The organism is Pseudomonas sp. MIS38, assembly GCF_019891575.1.
In the GTDB taxonomy this organism is placed as follows: Bacteria; Pseudomonadota; Gammaproteobacteria; order Pseudomonadales; family Pseudomonadaceae; genus Aquipseudomonas; species Aquipseudomonas putida_A.
Genome location: NZ_JAFLXF010000006.1, coordinates 62,753 through 78,753, shown reverse-complemented (window position 1 = coordinate 78,753; position 16,001 = coordinate 62,753). Strand labels below are relative to the sequence as shown.

At 60.8% G+C, this 16,001-nt stretch carries 13 protein-coding genes and 2 riboswitches; of the genes, 4 read left to right on the top strand and 9 right to left on the bottom strand.

Features of this window, described 5'->3' with window-relative positions:
• Positions 1-2: 2 nt before the first annotated feature.
• The 3 genes from J1G18_RS09335 to J1G18_RS09325 all read right to left on the bottom strand — a co-directional run bounded on the left by J1G18_RS09335 (position 3) and on the right by J1G18_RS09325 (position 1,657).
• On the bottom strand, positions 3-851 hold the full coding sequence (locus J1G18_RS09335; protein WP_098964184.1) for a transporter substrate-binding domain-containing protein: 849 nt from the start codon (positions 849-851) through the stop codon (positions 3-5).
• Between the two features lie 286 nt (positions 852-1,137).
• Positions 1,138-1,419, bottom strand: a complete 282-nt coding sequence (locus J1G18_RS09330) for a type II toxin-antitoxin system RelE family toxin (RefSeq protein ID WP_098964185.1) — start codon at positions 1,417-1,419, stop codon at positions 1,138-1,140.
• On the bottom strand, positions 1,409-1,657 hold the full coding sequence (locus J1G18_RS09325) for a type II toxin-antitoxin system Phd/YefM family antitoxin (RefSeq protein WP_003225462.1): 249 nt from the start codon (positions 1,655-1,657) through the stop codon (positions 1,409-1,411). The genes J1G18_RS09330 and J1G18_RS09325 overlap by 11 nt, the downstream gene beginning before the upstream one ends.
• 276 nt (positions 1,658-1,933) lie before the next feature.
• On the opposite strand from J1G18_RS09325, the gene J1G18_RS09320 reads away from it, so the two are divergent.
• On the top strand, positions 1,934-2,362 hold the full coding sequence (locus J1G18_RS09320) for a thioredoxin family protein (RefSeq protein ID WP_223007542.1): 429 nt from the start codon (positions 1,934-1,936) through the stop codon (positions 2,360-2,362).
• A gap of 166 nt (positions 2,363-2,528) precedes the next feature.
• Here J1G18_RS09320 and J1G18_RS09315 read toward each other — a convergent pair whose 3' ends face one another.
• The 6 genes from J1G18_RS09315 to cobW form a co-directional block, all read right to left on the bottom strand.
• Entirely contained in the window at positions 2,529-4,088 is a 1,560-nt protein-coding gene (locus J1G18_RS09315) for a TerC family protein (protein WP_223007541.1), read from the bottom strand.
• A 414-nt stretch (positions 4,089-4,502) separates the two neighbouring features.
• Positions 4,503-6,149 (bottom strand): phospholipase D-like domain-containing protein, encoded by a 1,647-nt coding sequence (locus J1G18_RS09310; RefSeq protein ID WP_223007540.1) that lies wholly within the window; start codon positions 6,147-6,149, stop codon positions 4,503-4,505.
• Between the two features lie 172 nt (positions 6,150-6,321).
• Positions 6,322-7,053, bottom strand: coding sequence for a vWA domain-containing protein (locus J1G18_RS09305; RefSeq protein WP_223007539.1), 732 nt, complete (start codon positions 7,051-7,053; stop codon positions 6,322-6,324).
• On the bottom strand, positions 6,981-7,979 hold the full coding sequence (locus J1G18_RS09300; RefSeq protein WP_223007538.1) for an ATP-binding protein: 999 nt from the start codon (positions 7,977-7,979) through the stop codon (positions 6,981-6,983). Before J1G18_RS09300 ends, J1G18_RS09305 begins: the two co-directional genes overlap by 73 nt.
• A 143-nt stretch (positions 7,980-8,122) precedes the next feature.
• Entirely contained in the window at positions 8,123-11,971 is a 3,849-nt protein-coding gene (cobN, locus tag J1G18_RS09295; protein ID WP_223007537.1) for a cobaltochelatase subunit CobN, read from the bottom strand.
• A 3-nt stretch (positions 11,972-11,974) separates the two neighbouring features.
• Entirely contained in the window at positions 11,975-13,045 is a 1,071-nt protein-coding gene (cobW, locus tag J1G18_RS09290) for a cobalamin biosynthesis protein CobW (RefSeq protein WP_095136192.1), read from the bottom strand.
• 97 nt (positions 13,046-13,142) lie between these two features.
• Positions 13,143-13,356: riboswitch (cobalamin riboswitch) on the bottom strand.
• A gap of 942 nt (positions 13,357-14,298) precedes the next feature.
• Positions 14,299-14,520, top strand: a riboswitch (cobalamin riboswitch).
• 122 nt (positions 14,521-14,642) lie between these two features.
• On the opposite strand from cobW, the gene J1G18_RS09285 reads away from it, so the two are divergent.
• From J1G18_RS09285 to J1G18_RS09275, 3 genes are read left to right on the top strand one after another with little or no spacing between them, the layout of a single operon-like run.
• Positions 14,643-14,840, top strand: coding sequence for a CbtB domain-containing protein (locus tag J1G18_RS09285; RefSeq protein ID WP_003225486.1), 198 nt, complete (start codon positions 14,643-14,645; stop codon positions 14,838-14,840).
• 11 nt (positions 14,841-14,851) lie between these two features.
• A complete protein-coding gene (locus tag J1G18_RS09280; protein WP_139053696.1) occupies positions 14,852-15,550 on the top strand; it encodes a CbtA family protein in 699 nt (232 codons plus the stop codon).
• Entirely contained in the window at positions 15,547-15,960 is a 414-nt protein-coding gene (locus J1G18_RS09275) for a cobalamin biosynthesis protein (RefSeq protein WP_041072679.1), read from the top strand. The genes J1G18_RS09280 and J1G18_RS09275 overlap by 4 nt, the downstream gene beginning before the upstream one ends.
• Positions 15,961-16,001 lie beyond the last annotated feature (41 nt).

Below are 16,001 nucleotides of genomic sequence, written 5' to 3'. Positions count from 1 at the left end.
GATCATTTGAATTCGACAGGGAAACCGATCGCCGGCGACGGCAGGTCGACACCGAACCATTGCTTGAAGGATGCCGCGTAAGTCGGGAACTCAACGCCGGTCATGGCTTCATGCAGAGTGGTGTTGACGAAGTTCAGCCAGTCCTGATCGCCGCGCTTGACTGCGCAGGCGTAGGTCTGTGGGCTCCACGCGTAGGTCGGGCTGCGGTAGCGGCCAGGGTTCTGCACCATCAGGTACTTGACCGACGACTGATCGGTAGCAGCGGCATCGGCGCGACCGGAATTCACCGCCTGATACATCAGATCGACACTGTCGTACTGATCGACCTTGGCCTTGGGCAGCGCCTGATGCACCAATTCTTCGGCATAGACGTTTTGCAGCACGGCCACAGTAACGCTGTCACCGGCCGCCTGCAGGTCTTCGATTTCCTTGTACTTGCTGTTGGCCGGCAGCAGCAGGCCGACACCTTCGCGGTAGTACGGCAGGGTGAACGCCACTTGTTGCGCACGGCTGGCGGTAACGGTGATGAACTGGCAGCTCATGTCGACCTTGTCGGTCAGCAGATTGGGAATTCGCGCGTCGGACGACTGCACGACGAACTCGACTTTGCTTGGGTCATTGAACAACCCCTTGGCCACCATCCTGGCGATGTCGATATCAAAGCCCTGCAACTTGCCGTCCGCACCCTGAAAGTGCCACGGCGCATTGGTGCTGCCGGTGCCGACAATCAGCTTGCCCCGGGCCAGAACACTGTCGAGCTTGCTATCGGCTGCCTGGGCCATGCCCATCACAGCGGACGAAGCCGCAAGAACGAAAACACACGCTTTGAACAACGAAGGACGGCGATGCATGGCAAGCACTCCAGGATGATGTTTATTCCGCTATACCGGAACACGGTTTGTTACTACGGAATAGACAGCAGAAAGTGTGCCACAGGCATCACAGGGAATCTGTAGAGGGGTTAAATGTTTTTGGAATCAACGGGATGCAGGAAATGCGAAAAATGGAGTCAGGTGCGGGTACTGATGGGCTGCGCTACCTTAGGCTACAAATAACGAGTAGCAGGTTCCCAGATGGAGCACGAAGGACTACTTCGGTGCAATGTGGTTAGCGATTGAAGGGGCCAGCTCTCCATATCTATCGGCAAGCGGCTTTGTCGTAGACCTCTCCCCGCTCTCTTCTCCCTACCGCAATCACGGTAACAACCAAAACCTCGTTCTTTACGCGATAGACCAGCCTGTATCCAGCACTGCGAAGCTTGATTTTGTAGGCGTTTCCCAACCCTCGGAGTCGATCGGCAGGAACGTGAGGATTGACCAGACGTGTAGAGAGCTTTTTCTTGAACTGATCCTGAAGTGCTGAATCAAGCTTTCTCCATTCCCTCCAGGCTTTCTCGGAAAACTCCAGCTCATAGGTCATCTATAGAGACCTTGATGGTGGGATCGTTTTCTCGCTCCTTGCACAGTGCGATCAGTTCCAGATCCTCAAGGCGATTCATCATCGCCTCATACTCCTTTGCGGGAACACAATAAAACGCTGGCTCATTTCGATTGAGGATTGCAACAGATTGGCCGCCACCGGCGGCCACGGTACCCATGGGGTTTCTTTTCAATTCAGAAATACTCGCAACGATATTGGAAAGAACTACGTGAGTCATGATGGTGCTCCCTGGAGTGCTGTTAATGGTGCTTAAAATAGCACTCCAAGAGGGCTTCGACGCCTATCGCTTATTACCGCCTTCTCTTTTATTGAGTGAAAAAAGGTATCACGTCCCGACATTCCACATTTCCGGGCTTCGTGTCGGGCCGGTCCTTCATAAAAGTGGGAAAAATCTCGCGAATCCACAGGCTACCTGTAATTTCTGACAGTAGACCTGTTCTTCACCCTTCTTTAACGTCATCGAATCTTCGAGGTCGTTGAAAAGGAGTTCTCAATGAGCGCTGCCAATACCGTTTCCAATCTGGCCCCTGTTTACCGCAAAGCCCTTAAAACCTGGCGCCCGGTGATCCTGTATTTCGCCAATGAGCACTGCCCCGCCTGCGAGTTCGCCGGGCCGGTGTTTCGTGAGGTGGCCGAGCCGTACCGTCATCGCGCCAACATCTACATGCTTAACACCAGCGAGTCGCCACGCCATCCGCTGGTTACCGGAACGCCTACCGTGCTGTTCTACAAGATCGGCAGGTTGCTGAAGAAGCTCAAAGGGATTGGCACGGAGGAAACACTGGCGGCGGACTTTGCCCGGCATATCGGCAGGACCAGGGCACCGGTGGTGCAGCAGAAACCACGACATGACCTGCCGTGGTTGCGCCGCACATTGAGCAGGCTCTGCACAATCACGCGTGCGCATCGGCAGGTGATTTGAGGCAGTGCATTTCCCGTAATCGTTGCGGCGTCTGTCACATCGCTTTCGCGGGCAAGCCCGCTCCCACAGGGGGCAACGTTGTTCACACATTTCGTGTACGACGCGTGCACTGTGGGAGCGGGCTTGCCCGCGAAGGGGCCGGCACCGTCAGCGCAAGGCTGCTGCCTTACGCAGAATCGCGCACCAGCAACACCTGCGTCACCCGTCGTTCCTCAACGGCTTTGACGGTCATTTGCCAGCCTGCGTACTGCAGCCGATCGCCGATCATCGGCAAGCGATCCAGCAGGCTCATCACCAGTCCGGCCAGGGTCTGATAGTCCTCGGTCGGTTCGGCGCCAAACCCGGTGCGCTGGCGAACACGCGTCAGGTTCAACGCGCCGTTGACGATGAACCCGCCCTGCCCCTCGATCACGTCCGGACCTCCGATTTCGCTGGCATCAGGCAGTTCGCCGGCAATCGACTCGAGGATGTCGGTCATGGTCAATACGCCGACGAAGTCACCGAATTCGTTGACCACGAAGGCAATGTGGGTCGACGCCGCGCGCATCTGCTCCAGCGCATTGAGGATCGAATAGCTGTCGAGCAGGTTGATGGTCTTGCGTGCCAGGTGTTCCAGATTCGGCTCGGTACCGGCCAGGTATTCCTTGAGCAATTCCTTCTTGTGCACGAAGCCCAGCGGTTCATCCACCGCGCCGTGGCGAATCAGCGGCAGACGTGAATACGACGAGTGCATCAATTTTGTGCGAATCGTTTCGGCGTCGTCGGCCAGATCGATGGTGTCGACGTCCGCGCGTACGGTCATCAGGTTCCGAATCGGCCGCTCGGCCAGTTGCAGCACACCACTGATCATCACTCGCTCGCGGCGATCGAATAGCTCCGCACTCGGGGCTTCGCCGTCATCCAGCAGATCGGAAATTTCCTCGCCGACCTCCTCCGCCTCCAGCTTGCGCCCGCCCAGCAGACGCATTACCGCGTGGGCCGTGCGCTCACGTATGGGGCGCAAGCCTTGCATCGAACGTTTGCGTCGGGCCCGGGCGATCTGGTTGAACACCTCGATCAGGATCGAGAAACCAATCGCCGCATACAGATAACCTTTCGGGATGTGGAAACCCAGGCCTTCGGCCGTCAGGGCGAAACCGATCATCATCAGGAAGCCCAGACACAGCATGATCACCGTCGGGTGCGCATTGACGAAGCGGGTCAGCGGCTTGCTGGCGACGATCATCAGGCCGATGGAAATGATCACCGCGATCATCATCACCGCCAGTTCATCAACCATGCCGACGGCGGTGATTACCGCGTCCAGCGAGAACACCGCATCGAGTACCACGATCTGCGCGACGATTGGCCAGAACAGCGCGTAGGCGGCGTTGGTCGAGCGCTGGCCGACGTGGCCTTCGAGTCGTTCGTGCAGCTCCATCGTCGCCTTGAACAGCAGGAACACACCACCGAACAGCATGATCAGGTCACGGCCGGAGAAGCTCTTGTCGAATACCTCGAACAACGGCTGCGTGAGGGTGACCAGCCAGGAAATACTCGCCAACAGGCCCAGGCGCATGATCAGCGCCAACGACAGGCCGATGATTCGCGCACGGTCGCGCTGATGCGGCGGCAGTTTGTCCGCCAGGATCGCGATAAACACCAGGTTGTCGATACCCAGCACCAGTTCCAGCACGATCAAAGTCAACAAGCCTAACCAGGCCGTGGGATCCGCTAACCATTCCATAAATGTCTCGATCTCTCTTCAGTGAATTCAGGCTGCCGGGCACGGCAAAGTGCAACGCGAAGGCTCTGAAGCCGCGTTGTCAACGATAGACGGGAGTCGGAAAACCGGATGCTGCGAGTACGTCAAGACCGCGCCATGGCGCGTGGAGAAGGTACGACTGGGAGGCTCCAAGAGGGTGTTCATGCAAATCCTGAATGAAAAATGGCCTTGGAGCGTACAGGCTCAAGGCACATTTTCTACAGCGGCAAATCATTTCAAAATCTGTAAGAGCACAAGAAATGTGTTTTTCCTGTTGGCCCTTTCGCGAGCAAGCCCGCTCCCACAGGGGTTGTTCGTCGGACGCAAGTTCTGAGTTCAAAGAGGGGCCAATGTGGGAGCGGGCTTGCTCGCGAAGGGGTCATCAAACACGCCACATCATCGCCCGGCAAAACGCAACCGCGACAACTGCCGCAAATCCCCTTCCACGTAATAATCGTTGGTCCAGCTGTCATCCACCGCCAGCGGACTCACCTGCTTGAGCTCGAGTTTTTTCGCGAAATAGCGAAAGCGGTAATGCTCATAAAACCGCAGCAATTCCAGGCCATAGCGATCCGCCAGATCAGTATCGCCGCGAATGATCAGGTAATTTTCGTCATTGCCGTTACTGGCCGAGGTACTGAGGTTGTGACTACCGCTGATGATGGTCGGCGCATCGGTGGTGAAGTCGGTGATCACGGCTTTGGTATGCACCAGCAGGTTGCCCTTCTGGCCTTTCATGTTTTCTTTCAGCCAGCCTTCCAGCCCGGTGTTGAGCAAAGCTGTGGCAGCGAATTCGGCGGTGCGGTCGGCATGAAATCCGGTGATGCTGCTCGCGGTATTTTGCAGGCCGTAACGCAGGATGTCGTCATGCGGTTTGCCGAGCAGCGCGTTGAGAATCGCGTCCGGCAGGCTGAAAGCGGTGACGAACAACACGTCCTTTTTCGCCGCCTCGATGATCTCGACAAACTCACGCAAATCGCCACCACCGCTGCGTGGCGAGAACCCGGCGAACAGCGCCTGTGTTGGGTCCATCGGGTTGTGCTCGGTGATCCAGCTGCGCGTCGCAGCGACATCGGCGGGGTTGGCCCAGACCTCTTCAAACACTTGCAAATAACGCGTGGCAATCGTCACGTCGTCGAGCGTATGCACCACGTTAGCCTGGCGATACACGCCATTGGCGGTGAAATTGGTGCTGCCGCACAGCACCGCCTGCGGTTGCCGCTGACCCGCGCCATCGACACGGCTGAGAACAATGAATTTGTCGTGAAAGATGTTATGGGTGACCCGGCCGCGCTTGTTCGCCGCCGGCAATTTGGCAAGGTTCGTTTCGTTCAGGGTCGTATCGGGATCATCAGGCTGAGCGTGATACAGCACACGCACCTGAACCCCTCGGGTAAATGCGGCATTCACTGCATCGATTATCGCCTGCAACTGGTACTCGTAGATCGCGATGTCCAGCGCCCACTGCGCGTCCACCGCACGTTCGATAAAGCCCAGTAATCGCTCCAGCAACCCGTTCTCCAGCCACAGTCGCGCCGCGTCGGGCCAAGCTTCGATGGGCAGGTTCTTGTTGGCGCTGATCTGCGCGTCAAGGTCGGGAAACTTGCGCTGGAAGGCCTGACTGGCGGCCACAGCACGGTTGAAGATCACACTTTGATTGGCTGGGTGGCCGTCGTCACTGGTGATGCTTAGCTCCAGTGATTCGCCCAATAGCGGCGCGTCCGCCGTGCCGTAGGCCAAATGCACGCGATAGTGCATGGTCGTGCCCGGATTGACCGCGTAATCGGCCCAGCGGAATTTCTGTAGCGGCGCTTTATCGCTGGGCGTGGCGTGATACTGCGGGAAGGTGTGCGTCTTGCCGGGAGATGTCAGGCTGTTGAACAGGAACAACCACGGTTTGTCGCCCTGCTGCTTCTCAATGGCAAACCCAAGCAGGCCTTTGCGTCGGGGCTCGGCGAGGTCCATGGCGAGTAATACGCCGTTGGTGCCGGCGTAGGCTTTGACGCGAAAATCGTCCTGAGGATTGGCGACCAGTACCCGCATGATTCACTCCTTGTGATTGGGCTGGGGTGGAGCATAGAGCAGCGCTGCAAGTTTTGATGATATCCGTTTGAACCGAGGTGGCCTCTTCGCGAGCAAGCTCGCTCCCACAGGTAAAGCAGCGTTCACATTCCTTGTGGGAGCGAGCCTGCTCGCGAAGAGGCCCGCTCAGACTTCACACATCATCAATATGCCGATAATCCGCATTCAGCGCCGCCGCTAATTCCCGCGCCCGTGCCAATCGGATGGGCCCGCGCTCAATGTCGATCAACAATCCCGGACACTCCAGCGGCGGCATCGACGGTAAGGCTTTCAAACGCCCATCCGTGACCACCAGCAAGCGCTGCTGCTCGGCCGGGAAGCGCTTTTGTCGCTGCACCAGCCATTGCTGTGCCTGCGTCAATGCCGCCACCAACGGCGTGCCGCCGCCCGCCCCCAACGCCTCCAGCCAGGTGCGCAAGCCACTCGATGCTTTCAGACCTTGCACCTGCCATTTCGGCGCGCTGCCGCTGGCGGTCAGCAGGGCCAGCCGCGCACGCTGCCGATAAGCATCATCGAACAATTGCGCGAGCAACCCCTTGGCATCGCTCAGCGCCTGATGCCGACGCGTTGAAGCCGAGGCATCAACGATCACCAGCCACAGCTCATGGGGAGTTCGAGTACGCAACTGGAACTGCAGATCTTCACGAGTCTGCGGCCGACCATTGAGCAGCGTGCCCGGCCAGTTCACCAGGCCGCTGCGCGTAGCGTGGCGCTGGCCCTGGCGTCCGTGGTCGAGGCGTCCGGCGCGGGGTCTGGCATTCGCCCCCGCGTCGGATCGGGGACGAATGCCGGTTACTTTTTTGGCCAGCTCGGCACTTCGCGGCGAGCGCCAGTGGCCAGTGCCGGGGCGGGCATATCGCCCCACTGGCCCTGCCCTTCGCTCGGTTCGGCCTGGCTACTGGCCGGGTTCTGCGCGGGTGGCTGAGGGCTGGAAGAAGAGGATTCGCGACGGCGATGCCGCAGGGCGAATTCCGCCACGGCGTCGATGTCCTGCTCGGCAATCGCTGCAGCGCCGCGCCATGCTGCGTGCGCACGGGCCGCCCGCAGCCAGACCAGATCGGCACGCAAGCCATCGACACCCGCCGCAAAACAACGCTCGGTGATGTTCGCCAACGCGTCGTCGTCCAGCGCAATGCTCGCCAAGGCGATGCGCGCCTGTTCACAGCGTTCGCGCAGCGCTTGCTGCCGGGCTTCCCACTGCGCGCAGAACACCTGTGGATCGCTGTCGAAATCCAGGCGGCGGCGGATGATCTGCCCGCGTTCGGTCGGCGCGGTGTGGCCGCTGAGGGCGACGTTCAGGCCGAAACGGTCAAGCAGCTGTGGCCGCAATTCGCCCTCTTCCGGGTTCATCGTGCCGATCAATACAAATCGCGCCGAATGCCGATGGGAAATACCGTCGCGCTCGATCAGGTTGGTGCCACTGGCTGCCACATCGAGCAGCAGGTCCACCAGATGATCCGGCAGCAGGTTCACTTCATCGACGTACAGCACACCGCCGTCAGCCTTGGCCAAAACACCGGGAGAAAACTGCGCCCGTCCTTCACTCAGCGCCGTGTCGAGATCAAGAGTGCCGACCAGACGCTCTTCGGTAGCGCCCAGCGGCAAGGTGACGAACTGCCCGCTCGCCAGCAGATCAGCGAGGCCACGGGCCAGGGTCGATTTGGCCATGCCGCGCGGGCCTTCGATCAGCACGCCACCGATTTTCGGGTCGATGGCGGTCAGGCACAGCGCGAGTTTCAGGTCATCGGCGCCGACCACGGCGGAGAGCGGGAAATGCGGGGTGTCGGTCATCTTCGGTACTCGGTCATGGTCGGTGTGAATTCATTTCAATGTAGGAGTGAGCCTGCTCGCGATAGCGGTGGGTCAGCGACAAATAGGTTGGCTGATACACCGCTATCGCGAGCAGGCTCACTCCTACAAAATGTTGTGGTGTGTCAGGTGTCTTCTTCTATATCCAGCAGCAGGTTTTCCAGTGCTTCTTTATACACGCCGGGTTCCTGCCACATCCCGCGCTGCTGCGCTTCGAGCATGCGCTCGGTCATGTCGCGCAGCGCATGCGGATTGTGTTCACGAACAAAATCGCGGGTCGTCGGGTCGAGCAAATAGGCGTCCGCCAGCAACGCGTACTGATGATCATCGATCAGTTGCGTGGTGGCGTCGAAAGCGAACAGGTTATCGACTGTCGCCGCCAGTTCGAAGGCGCCTTTATAGCCATGACGCTTGACCCCGTCGATCCATTTCGGATTGGCCGCGCGCGAGCGGATCACCCGGTTCAGCTCTTCTTTCAGGGTACGGATTCTCGGCAGATCCGGCTGGCTGTGATCGCCGTGATAACTCGCCGCCGCTTCGCCGCGCAGGGTTTCCACCGCCGCGAGCATGCCGCCCTGAAACTGGTAATAGTCGTTGGAATCGAGCAAGTCGTGCTCGCGATTGTCCTGATTCTGCAAAACCGCCTGCACCTGGCTCAGACGCTGGACGAACTGCTCGCGGGCGGCGGTGCCCTCGTCTGCCCCGCCGTACGCGTAGGCACCCCAGTTCAGGTAGACCTCGGCCAGATCCTCGCGGGTCTGCCACAGGCGACCGTCGATGGCGCCCTGTACGCCCGCGCCATAGGCTCCGGGTTTGGCGCCGAAGATCCGCCAGCCGGCCTGGCGCCGCGCCGCGTCGGCATCCAGCCCCGATTGCAGCAGCGCCTCACGCTCGGCGCGGACTTTGGCGGCCAGCGGATTGAGGTCATCCGGCTCGTCCAGCGCCGCTACCGCTTGCACTGCCGCGTCGAACAGCCGAATCAAATTGGCAAAGGCATCGCGGAAGAAGCCCGAGACCCGCAGCGTGACATCGACTCGTGGCCGGTCGAGCAGGCTCAGCGGCAGAATTTCGAAGTCATCAACGCGCTGACTGCCGGTGGCCCAGACCGGACGCACGCCCATCAACGCCATGGCCTGGGCGATGTCGTCACCGCCAGTGCGCATGGTCGCCGTGCCCCACACCGATAAACCGAGCTGGCGCAGGTGATCGCCGTGATCTTGCAGGTGCCGCTCGAGAATCAGCGTGGCGGACTGGAATCCGATGCGCCACGCGGTGGTGGTCGGCAGATTACGTACGTCCACCGAGTAGAAGTTGCGCCCGGTGGGCAACACGTCGAGACGGCCACGACTGGGCGCGCCGCTTGGGCCGGCGGGGACGAAGCGGCCGCTGAGGGCGTCGAGCAGACCGCGCATTTCGGCGGGGCCGCAGGCGTCGAGGCGTGGGGCGACGACTTCGCGCAGGCTATCAATGATTGCCCTCACTTCAGCCCCCCTCGGTTCCTGTAGGAGTGAGCCTGCTCGCGATGGCGTCAGGTCAGGCAATTCAGTGTTGAATGACACACCGCTATCGCGAGCAGGCTCACTCCTACAAAGGGCGTGCACTGTTTCGGAGATCAGTTGGGTGGCGAATAGCTCAAGGCGTTCGCGGGTGTCACCGGCGCTGCGCCAGACTTCGTCGCTGACGCTTTGCAGCTCTGGCGGACGCGGGCCGCTCCACGGATCGGCAAGCACACAATCCAGCGGATCAAAGCCCAACTCAAACGCCTTGGCCAACGCCCGCAGCAGACTCGACTGCGCACCCTTGCCGTCGCCACGCGGGATACGCAGTAACGCCAGTAGCGTGTCGATGCGCAAACGTCCGGTCGGCGACTCGCCGAAAATGTGCAGGCCATCGCGGATCTGCGATTCCTTCAGGTCACACAGATAGGTATCCAGACGCGGCAGCCAGATCGCTGCATCGGCGTCGCTGTCCAGACCGGCGTCGAGTTGCAGTTCGCGGTCGATCTGCGTTTCGCGCACCAGTTGCAGAATGTCGCGCTGCAGCTCGCGGGCGCGACGCGGATCGAGCAGTTGCGCCTCGTAATATTCGTCGGCCAGCAATTCCAGATTGCGCAGCGGGCCGTAGGTTTCGGCGCGGGTCAGCGGCGGCATCAAGTGGTCGATGATCACCGCTTGCGTGCGCCGTTTGGCCTGGGCACCCTCGCCCGGATCGTTGACGATAAACGGATAGATGTTCGGTAGCGGCCCGAGCAATGCGTCGGGCCAGCAATTTTCCGAAAGGCCGACGCCCTTGCCCGGCAACCATTCGAGGTTTCCGTGCTTGCCGACGTGAATCACTGCGTGCGCACCGTAGGTGTTACGCAGCCAGAAATAGAACGCCAGATAGCCGTGCGGCGGCACCAGATCCGGGTCGTGGTACACCGCACTCGGATCGACCTGATAACCGCGCGCCGGTTGAATGCCGACGAAGGTCAGGCCAAAACGCAGCCCGGCGATCATCATCCGCCCGTCGCGGCACATCGGATCGTTTTGCGGCGCGCCCCAGCGTTCCAGCACCGCCGCGCGATTGGCTTGCGGCAGCGCGTTGAACATCGCCAGATAGGCATCCATCGCCAGACTTTGCTGGCACGGACGCAGGTCGATGCTGTCGAGGTCGTTGCTGACGCCGCCGAGCAATTGCTGGATCAGCTCGGTGCCGCTGTCCGGCAACTCCGCCGTCAACGGGAAGCCTTCCGCCTGCAACGCGCGCAGGATATTCAATGCCGCGGCCGGCGTATCGAGACCGACGCCATTGCCGATGCGACCGTCGCGGGTCGGGTAGTTGGCGAGAATCAGCGCGATGCGTTTTTCCGCGTTCGGCAGTTGCGCCAGATCGCTCCAGCGCCGCGCCAGTTCAGCGACAAAATCCATGCGTTCGGGTTGCGCCCGATAGCAGACCACGTCGGACTGACTGCGCTCACTGCGCCAGGCCAGATCCTTGAAGCTGATCGGCCGGCTGATGATGCGCCCGTCGAGTTCCGGCAAGGCGATGTGCATCGCCAGATCCCGTGGCCCGAGACCCTGCTCGCTGTCGCGCCAACCGGGCTCGTTGTCCTGAGCGCAGATCGCCTGAATCACCGGAATATTGCGCCGGAACGGGCGCAGATGCGGGGCTTCTGGACTGGACTGCGCGAAACCGGTGGTGTTGAGAATCACCGCCGCCTCAACCTCGTCCAGCCAGTCCTCGACCACGCTCAGACAGCCGGGTTCTTTCAGGCTGGCGACGGCGATCGGCAACGGATTGAGCCCCGCCGCCTGCAAGCGCTGGCAGAACACGTCGATGAACGCAGTGTTCGCCGCTTGCAAATGCGAGCGATAAAACAACACCGCCGCGACCGGTTGACCGGGCAGCCATTCGGCTTGCCAGTCGCTCAGTGCGGCGGTGTTTTTCTGTGGCTGGTAAATCGCCGTGCGCGGCAACGCCTGCGGCTCGCCCCAAGCGTAATCCCGCGCCAGCCAGCGGTTGGCCAGGCAATGGAAGAAGCCCAGCGCATTGCCCATGCCACCCTGACGCAAGAACTGCCAGAGGCGGTCGCGATCTTCGGCGGGCACCGTGCTCAGGTCGCTGAGTTCCGGGTCGGGACGATCATCCCCCGGTACCAGAATCACCTGCACCCCGCGCTCGGACAACTCCACCAGTCGCTCGACGCCATAACGCCAATAAGCGATGCCGCCGTGCAGCGAAATCAGAATGACCTTGGCGTGCCGCAGCACCTCATCGACATACAGGTCGACCGAGGCGTGATTCTGCACCTGCATCGGATTGGCCAGGCGCAGGCTCGGGTAGTCCTCAGGCAGTTGCTGCGCCGCTTCGGCGAGCAGCGCCAGGCTGGAATCGCCGCTGCACAGGATCACCAGCTCGGCGGGGGTTTGTCCAAGGTCGGCAATGTTGTCATCCGACACGAAACCGCCGGGCTGGGTCCTGAGCAGGTGCATGGCTTAAACGCTGAGCGCGGCGCGCAGTTGCGCTTCGAGTTGCGCGGCGTCGAGTTCCTGACCGATCAGCACCAGACGGGTGACGCGCGCTTCGTCAGCGCCCCACTGTCGGTCGAAGTGCTTGTCGAAACGCGTGCCCACGCCCTGAATCAACAGGCGCATCGGCTTGTTCGGAATCGCCGCGAAGCCCTTCACGCGCAGAATGCCGTGCTGCACAACCAGTTGCGTCAGCGCGTCGAGCAGCAGGCTTTCGTCGGCTTGCGGCAGTTCGATCGAGATCGAATCAAAGGCGTCGTGATCGTGGTCATCGTGGTCGTCATCACCGTCGTGGTGGTGATCGTGATGGCTGTGGCGGCTGTCGATATGTTCTTCGGATCCGGCACCGAGGCCGATCAGCACGTCCAGCGGCAGGCGACCGTTGCTGGCTTCGATGATTTTCACCGCTGGCGGCAGTTCTTCGGCGACTTCGGCGCGAACGCGAGCCAGATCTTCGGCGCTGGTCTGGTCGGCCTTGTTGAGGATCACCAGATCGGCGCTGGCCAGTTGGTCGGCGAACAGCTCATGAAGTGGCGATTCGTGATCCAGGTTCGGATCGAGTTTGCGCTGGGCATCGACCTGATCCGGGAACGCGGCGAAGGTGCCCGCGGCCACGGCCGGGCTGTCGACCACGGTGATCACCGCATCCACGGTGCAGGCGCTGCGGATTTCCGGCCACTGGAAGGCTTGTACCAGCGGTTTTGGCAGGGCCAGACCGGACGTCTCGATCAGGATGTGATCAAGGTCACCGCGCCGGGCGACCAGTTCACGCATCACCGGGAAGAACTCTTCCTGCACCGTGCAGCACAGGCAACCGTTGGCCAGTTCGTAGACGCGGCCAGTGGCTTCTTCTTCGGTGCAGCCGATGGTGCATTGCTTGAGGATCTCACCGTCGATGCCCAGTTCGCCGAATTCGTTGACGATCACCGCGATGCGACGGCCCTGAGCGTTGTCGAGCATATGGCGCAGCAAGGTGGTTTTGCCCGAGCCGAGGAAACCGGTGACGATGGTGACGGGGAGTTTGGCCAGTGTTTTCATCGGATGCCCTTTGGCAAGGTGGCGGGCATACGGGACGAGATCCGCTGCGAGCGTGCGCGCGGAAGAATTCGCCACCGGATCACCCCGCCCGGTTGTAGTGAGAAATCTGTGACGAGGCAGGTCTCCTGGCTGACGGTGTTCGGGCCTTGGGCCCGGCGTTCGCTGCGCCTTCCCGCGGGCTCAGTGGATTGAGCTGGCAGTGGCGTGGCAACGAACTTCACCGTTCACAGTTGCGGGGGCAGCCGCGGCTTTGACCGCGTTCCCTTCTTAGCTTCGGCGTGGGCCGAAGAACCTCGAAAGCGCAAGGCTACGCATGGCTTGAGGATGGGTCAATGCTTTGGTTTTTTTTTGGATTGGGGGCATATCCGTTGCTGCGGTAACGGCCTCCTATGGTTTCGCTCTTACAGCGGTCACTTTTTCCAAACGCCGGGTTTGAGGTTTGGGGTTTGGGGGCATATCCGTTCCTTCGGGTGTTGCCTCTGGCGGTTTCGCTCTTACAGCGAGTCACCTTTTCCAAACGCCGAAAAGGTAACCCAAAAGGCTTTGCCCCGGCGTACGGCACTTCGCTGAGGCTCAGTGTTCCCTCGCTACGGTGTCCATCCGGGGGCATCGCCTCCGGTTTGCTTCGCTGCACCTCCTCTCGATGTATGCGGCTTCGCCGCATGGCGCTGCGCGCCTAACCCCCTGATGAACACCTTCGCTCGGCCTGCCGAAGGGGCTGAAGATCAAAAGCCACATCAAAAGCCAGAGCCAAAGCCAAAGCAGATCAAAAGATCACAGCCTTCGGCAGCTCACGGGAGTGGTTGTATTCAGTCAGAGATTGGTCGGCTGTCAGGCCGCCTTCGCGAGCAAGCCCGCTCCCACAGTTTAGATTGTGTACAGCCCCATGCGGCGCAGCCGCCCCACTCAACACAATGAGCGTTAGCTCGAGTAAAGCTTTTGATCTCAGGGCCCGTCGGCAGGCTGAGTGGAGGGATTTATCCGGGGGTGGGAGCGCAGCGACCGTTTGGCGCAGCCAAACACAGCGAGAGGAGGTGCAGCGAAGCAAACCGTAGGCGCTGCCCCCGGATGAATCCCGGAGCGAAGGAACCCGAGCCTAGGCGAGGGCCGAACGTCAGGGTAAAGCCCTTTTGGTTACTTTTGGGGCGTTTGCCAAAAGTGACCCGCCGTAAGGGCGGAACCCTAAGAGGCCATTACCGCAGCAACGGATATGCCCCCAATCCCAATTGACTCAAATCCTCCCCTCATGGTCTCCTACACAACTTGTTACGGGTGCCCTTCACAGGGTGAAACGGGAAACCGGTGAATCATGTGCTTTACTCAAAGCCATGTCAGTCCGGTGCTGCCCCCGCAACGGTAAGCGAGCGAAGCGTCAGATCCACTGTGCCATACGGCATGGGAAGGTGACGCTTGCAGGTCGGTCAGACGCCAACCCCTCGTGAGCCCGGAGACCGGCCCGCAACACACAGTGCGCATTTTGCGTCGCTGAACATAACAAACCCGCGGTGGGCGGGCGCTGTTCGAACCTCTGCGTGCCCGACTCGCAGGGGTTTTCATGCGCTCTATATCACCCGCTGACACTCCAGAGGGAAGCGCCATGTCGATCATCAGCAGCACCGGCAGCAACACCGACAAAATCTCCAGCACCGCCACCTTGAGCCAACGCCTGACCGCCGCGATCTTCGCGTCGATTCTGGGTGCCAGCCTTGTGTACTTCGCCGGTTTCTCGCACATCGAAGCGGTGCACAACGCCGCTCACGATACCCGCCACAGCGCCGCGTTCCCGTGCCACTGAGACCTGCAGACATGATCAAGCGTATCGCGCAAACCGCAGGGTTCACCGGCCTGCTGGCCGCCCTGCTGCTGACGTTGCTGCAAAGCTTCTGGGTCTCGCCGCTGATTCTACAAGCCGAAACCTTCGAGAAGTCCGAACCGGTGGCCGTTCACGAACACGCCGCCGGTACGGCTGCTCACACCCATGACGCCGAAGCCTGGGAGCCGGAGGACGGCTGGCAACGCGTGGTCTCGACCACCGGCGGCAATCTGGTGGTGGCGGTCGGTTTCGCCCTGATGCTCGCTGGCCTGTACACCCTGCGTGCACCGACCAAAACCTCGCAAGGCCTGCTCTGGGGCCTGGCCGGTTACGCGACCTTCGTGCTCGCACCGACCCTGGGCCTGCCGCCTGAACTGCCGGGCACCGCTGCAGCCGATCTGGCGTCGCGGCAAACCTGGTGGATCGGCACCGCCGCTTCCACCGCTGTTGGCCTGGCGTTGATTGTGTTCAGCCGCCACTGGTTGATGAAGCTGCTCGGCGTGGCGATCCTCGCCGTGCCGCACGTGATCGGCGCACCGCAACCGGAAGTGCATTCGATGCTCGCCCCGGAGGCGCTGGAAGCCCAGTTCAAAATCGCTTCGCAGTTGACCAACGTGGTGTTCTGGCTGGCCTTGGGCCTGATCAGCGCCTGGTTGTTCCGCCGCAAAAGCGATGGTCAATACCACGCATGACCGATGACCGCGCAGCGCCGACCTTTGTGGTCGGCCTGGGCTGCCAGCGCGGCTGCCCGGTCAGCACGCTGCGCGCGCTACTCGATCAAGCGTTGCAGGCGCATCGTATAGAACTTGAAGCGGTCAAGGCCTTGGCCAGCATCGATCTTAAACGCGATGAACCCGGCCTGCAGGAACTGGCCAGTCAACTGGCGTTGCCGCTGTTGTATTTCAGCAGCGACGAACTGGCCAGTTATCAGCAACGCCTGAGCCACCATTCGCAGATCGCCTATGAGCGCACTGGCTGCTACGGCGTGGCGGAAAGTGCCGCCCTGGCCCTTGCCGAGCAGTTGATTCAGGCACCGGCAAAACTGCTGATTTCTCGGCAAAAATACGCTCAGGCAACCTTGGCATTGGCCGGCGCTGCGTAAATTCCCGATAATCCCCCCGTTTGATCATGAGCAATCTTCAT

Coding starts and splice junctions, on each gene's coding strand:
- J1G18_RS09320 (WP_223007542.1), top strand. CDS start 1,934: ATGAGCGCTGCCAATACCGTTTCCAATCTGGCCCCTGTTTACCGCAAA.
- J1G18_RS09315 (WP_223007541.1), bottom strand. CDS start 4,088: ATGGAATGGTTAGCGGATCCCACGGCCTGGTTAGGCTTGTTGACTTTG.
- J1G18_RS09285 (WP_003225486.1), top strand. CDS start 14,643: ATGTCGATCATCAGCAGCACCGGCAGCAACACCGACAAAATCTCCAGC.
- cobW (WP_095136192.1), bottom strand. CDS start 13,045: ATGAAAACACTGGCCAAACTCCCCGTCACCATCGTCACCGGTTTCCTC.
- J1G18_RS09300 (WP_223007538.1), bottom strand. CDS start 7,979: ATGACCGACACCCCGCATTTCCCGCTCTCCGCCGTGGTCGGCGCCGAT.
- J1G18_RS09330 (WP_098964185.1), bottom strand. CDS start 1,419: ATGACCTATGAGCTGGAGTTTTCCGAGAAAGCCTGGAGGGAATGGAGA.
- J1G18_RS09335 (WP_098964184.1), bottom strand. CDS start 851: ATGCATCGCCGTCCTTCGTTGTTCAAAGCGTGTGTTTTCGTTCTTGCG.
- J1G18_RS09325 (WP_003225462.1), bottom strand. CDS start 1,657: ATGACTCACGTAGTTCTTTCCAATATCGTTGCGAGTATTTCTGAATTG.
- J1G18_RS09275 (WP_041072679.1), top strand. CDS start 15,547: ATGACCGATGACCGCGCAGCGCCGACCTTTGTGGTCGGCCTGGGCTGC.
- J1G18_RS09280 (WP_139053696.1), top strand. CDS start 14,852: ATGATCAAGCGTATCGCGCAAACCGCAGGGTTCACCGGCCTGCTGGCC.
- cobN (WP_223007537.1), bottom strand. CDS start 11,971: ATGCACCTGCTCAGGACCCAGCCCGGCGGTTTCGTGTCGGATGACAAC.
- J1G18_RS09310 (WP_223007540.1), bottom strand. CDS start 6,149: ATGCGGGTACTGGTCGCCAATCCTCAGGACGATTTTCGCGTCAAAGCC.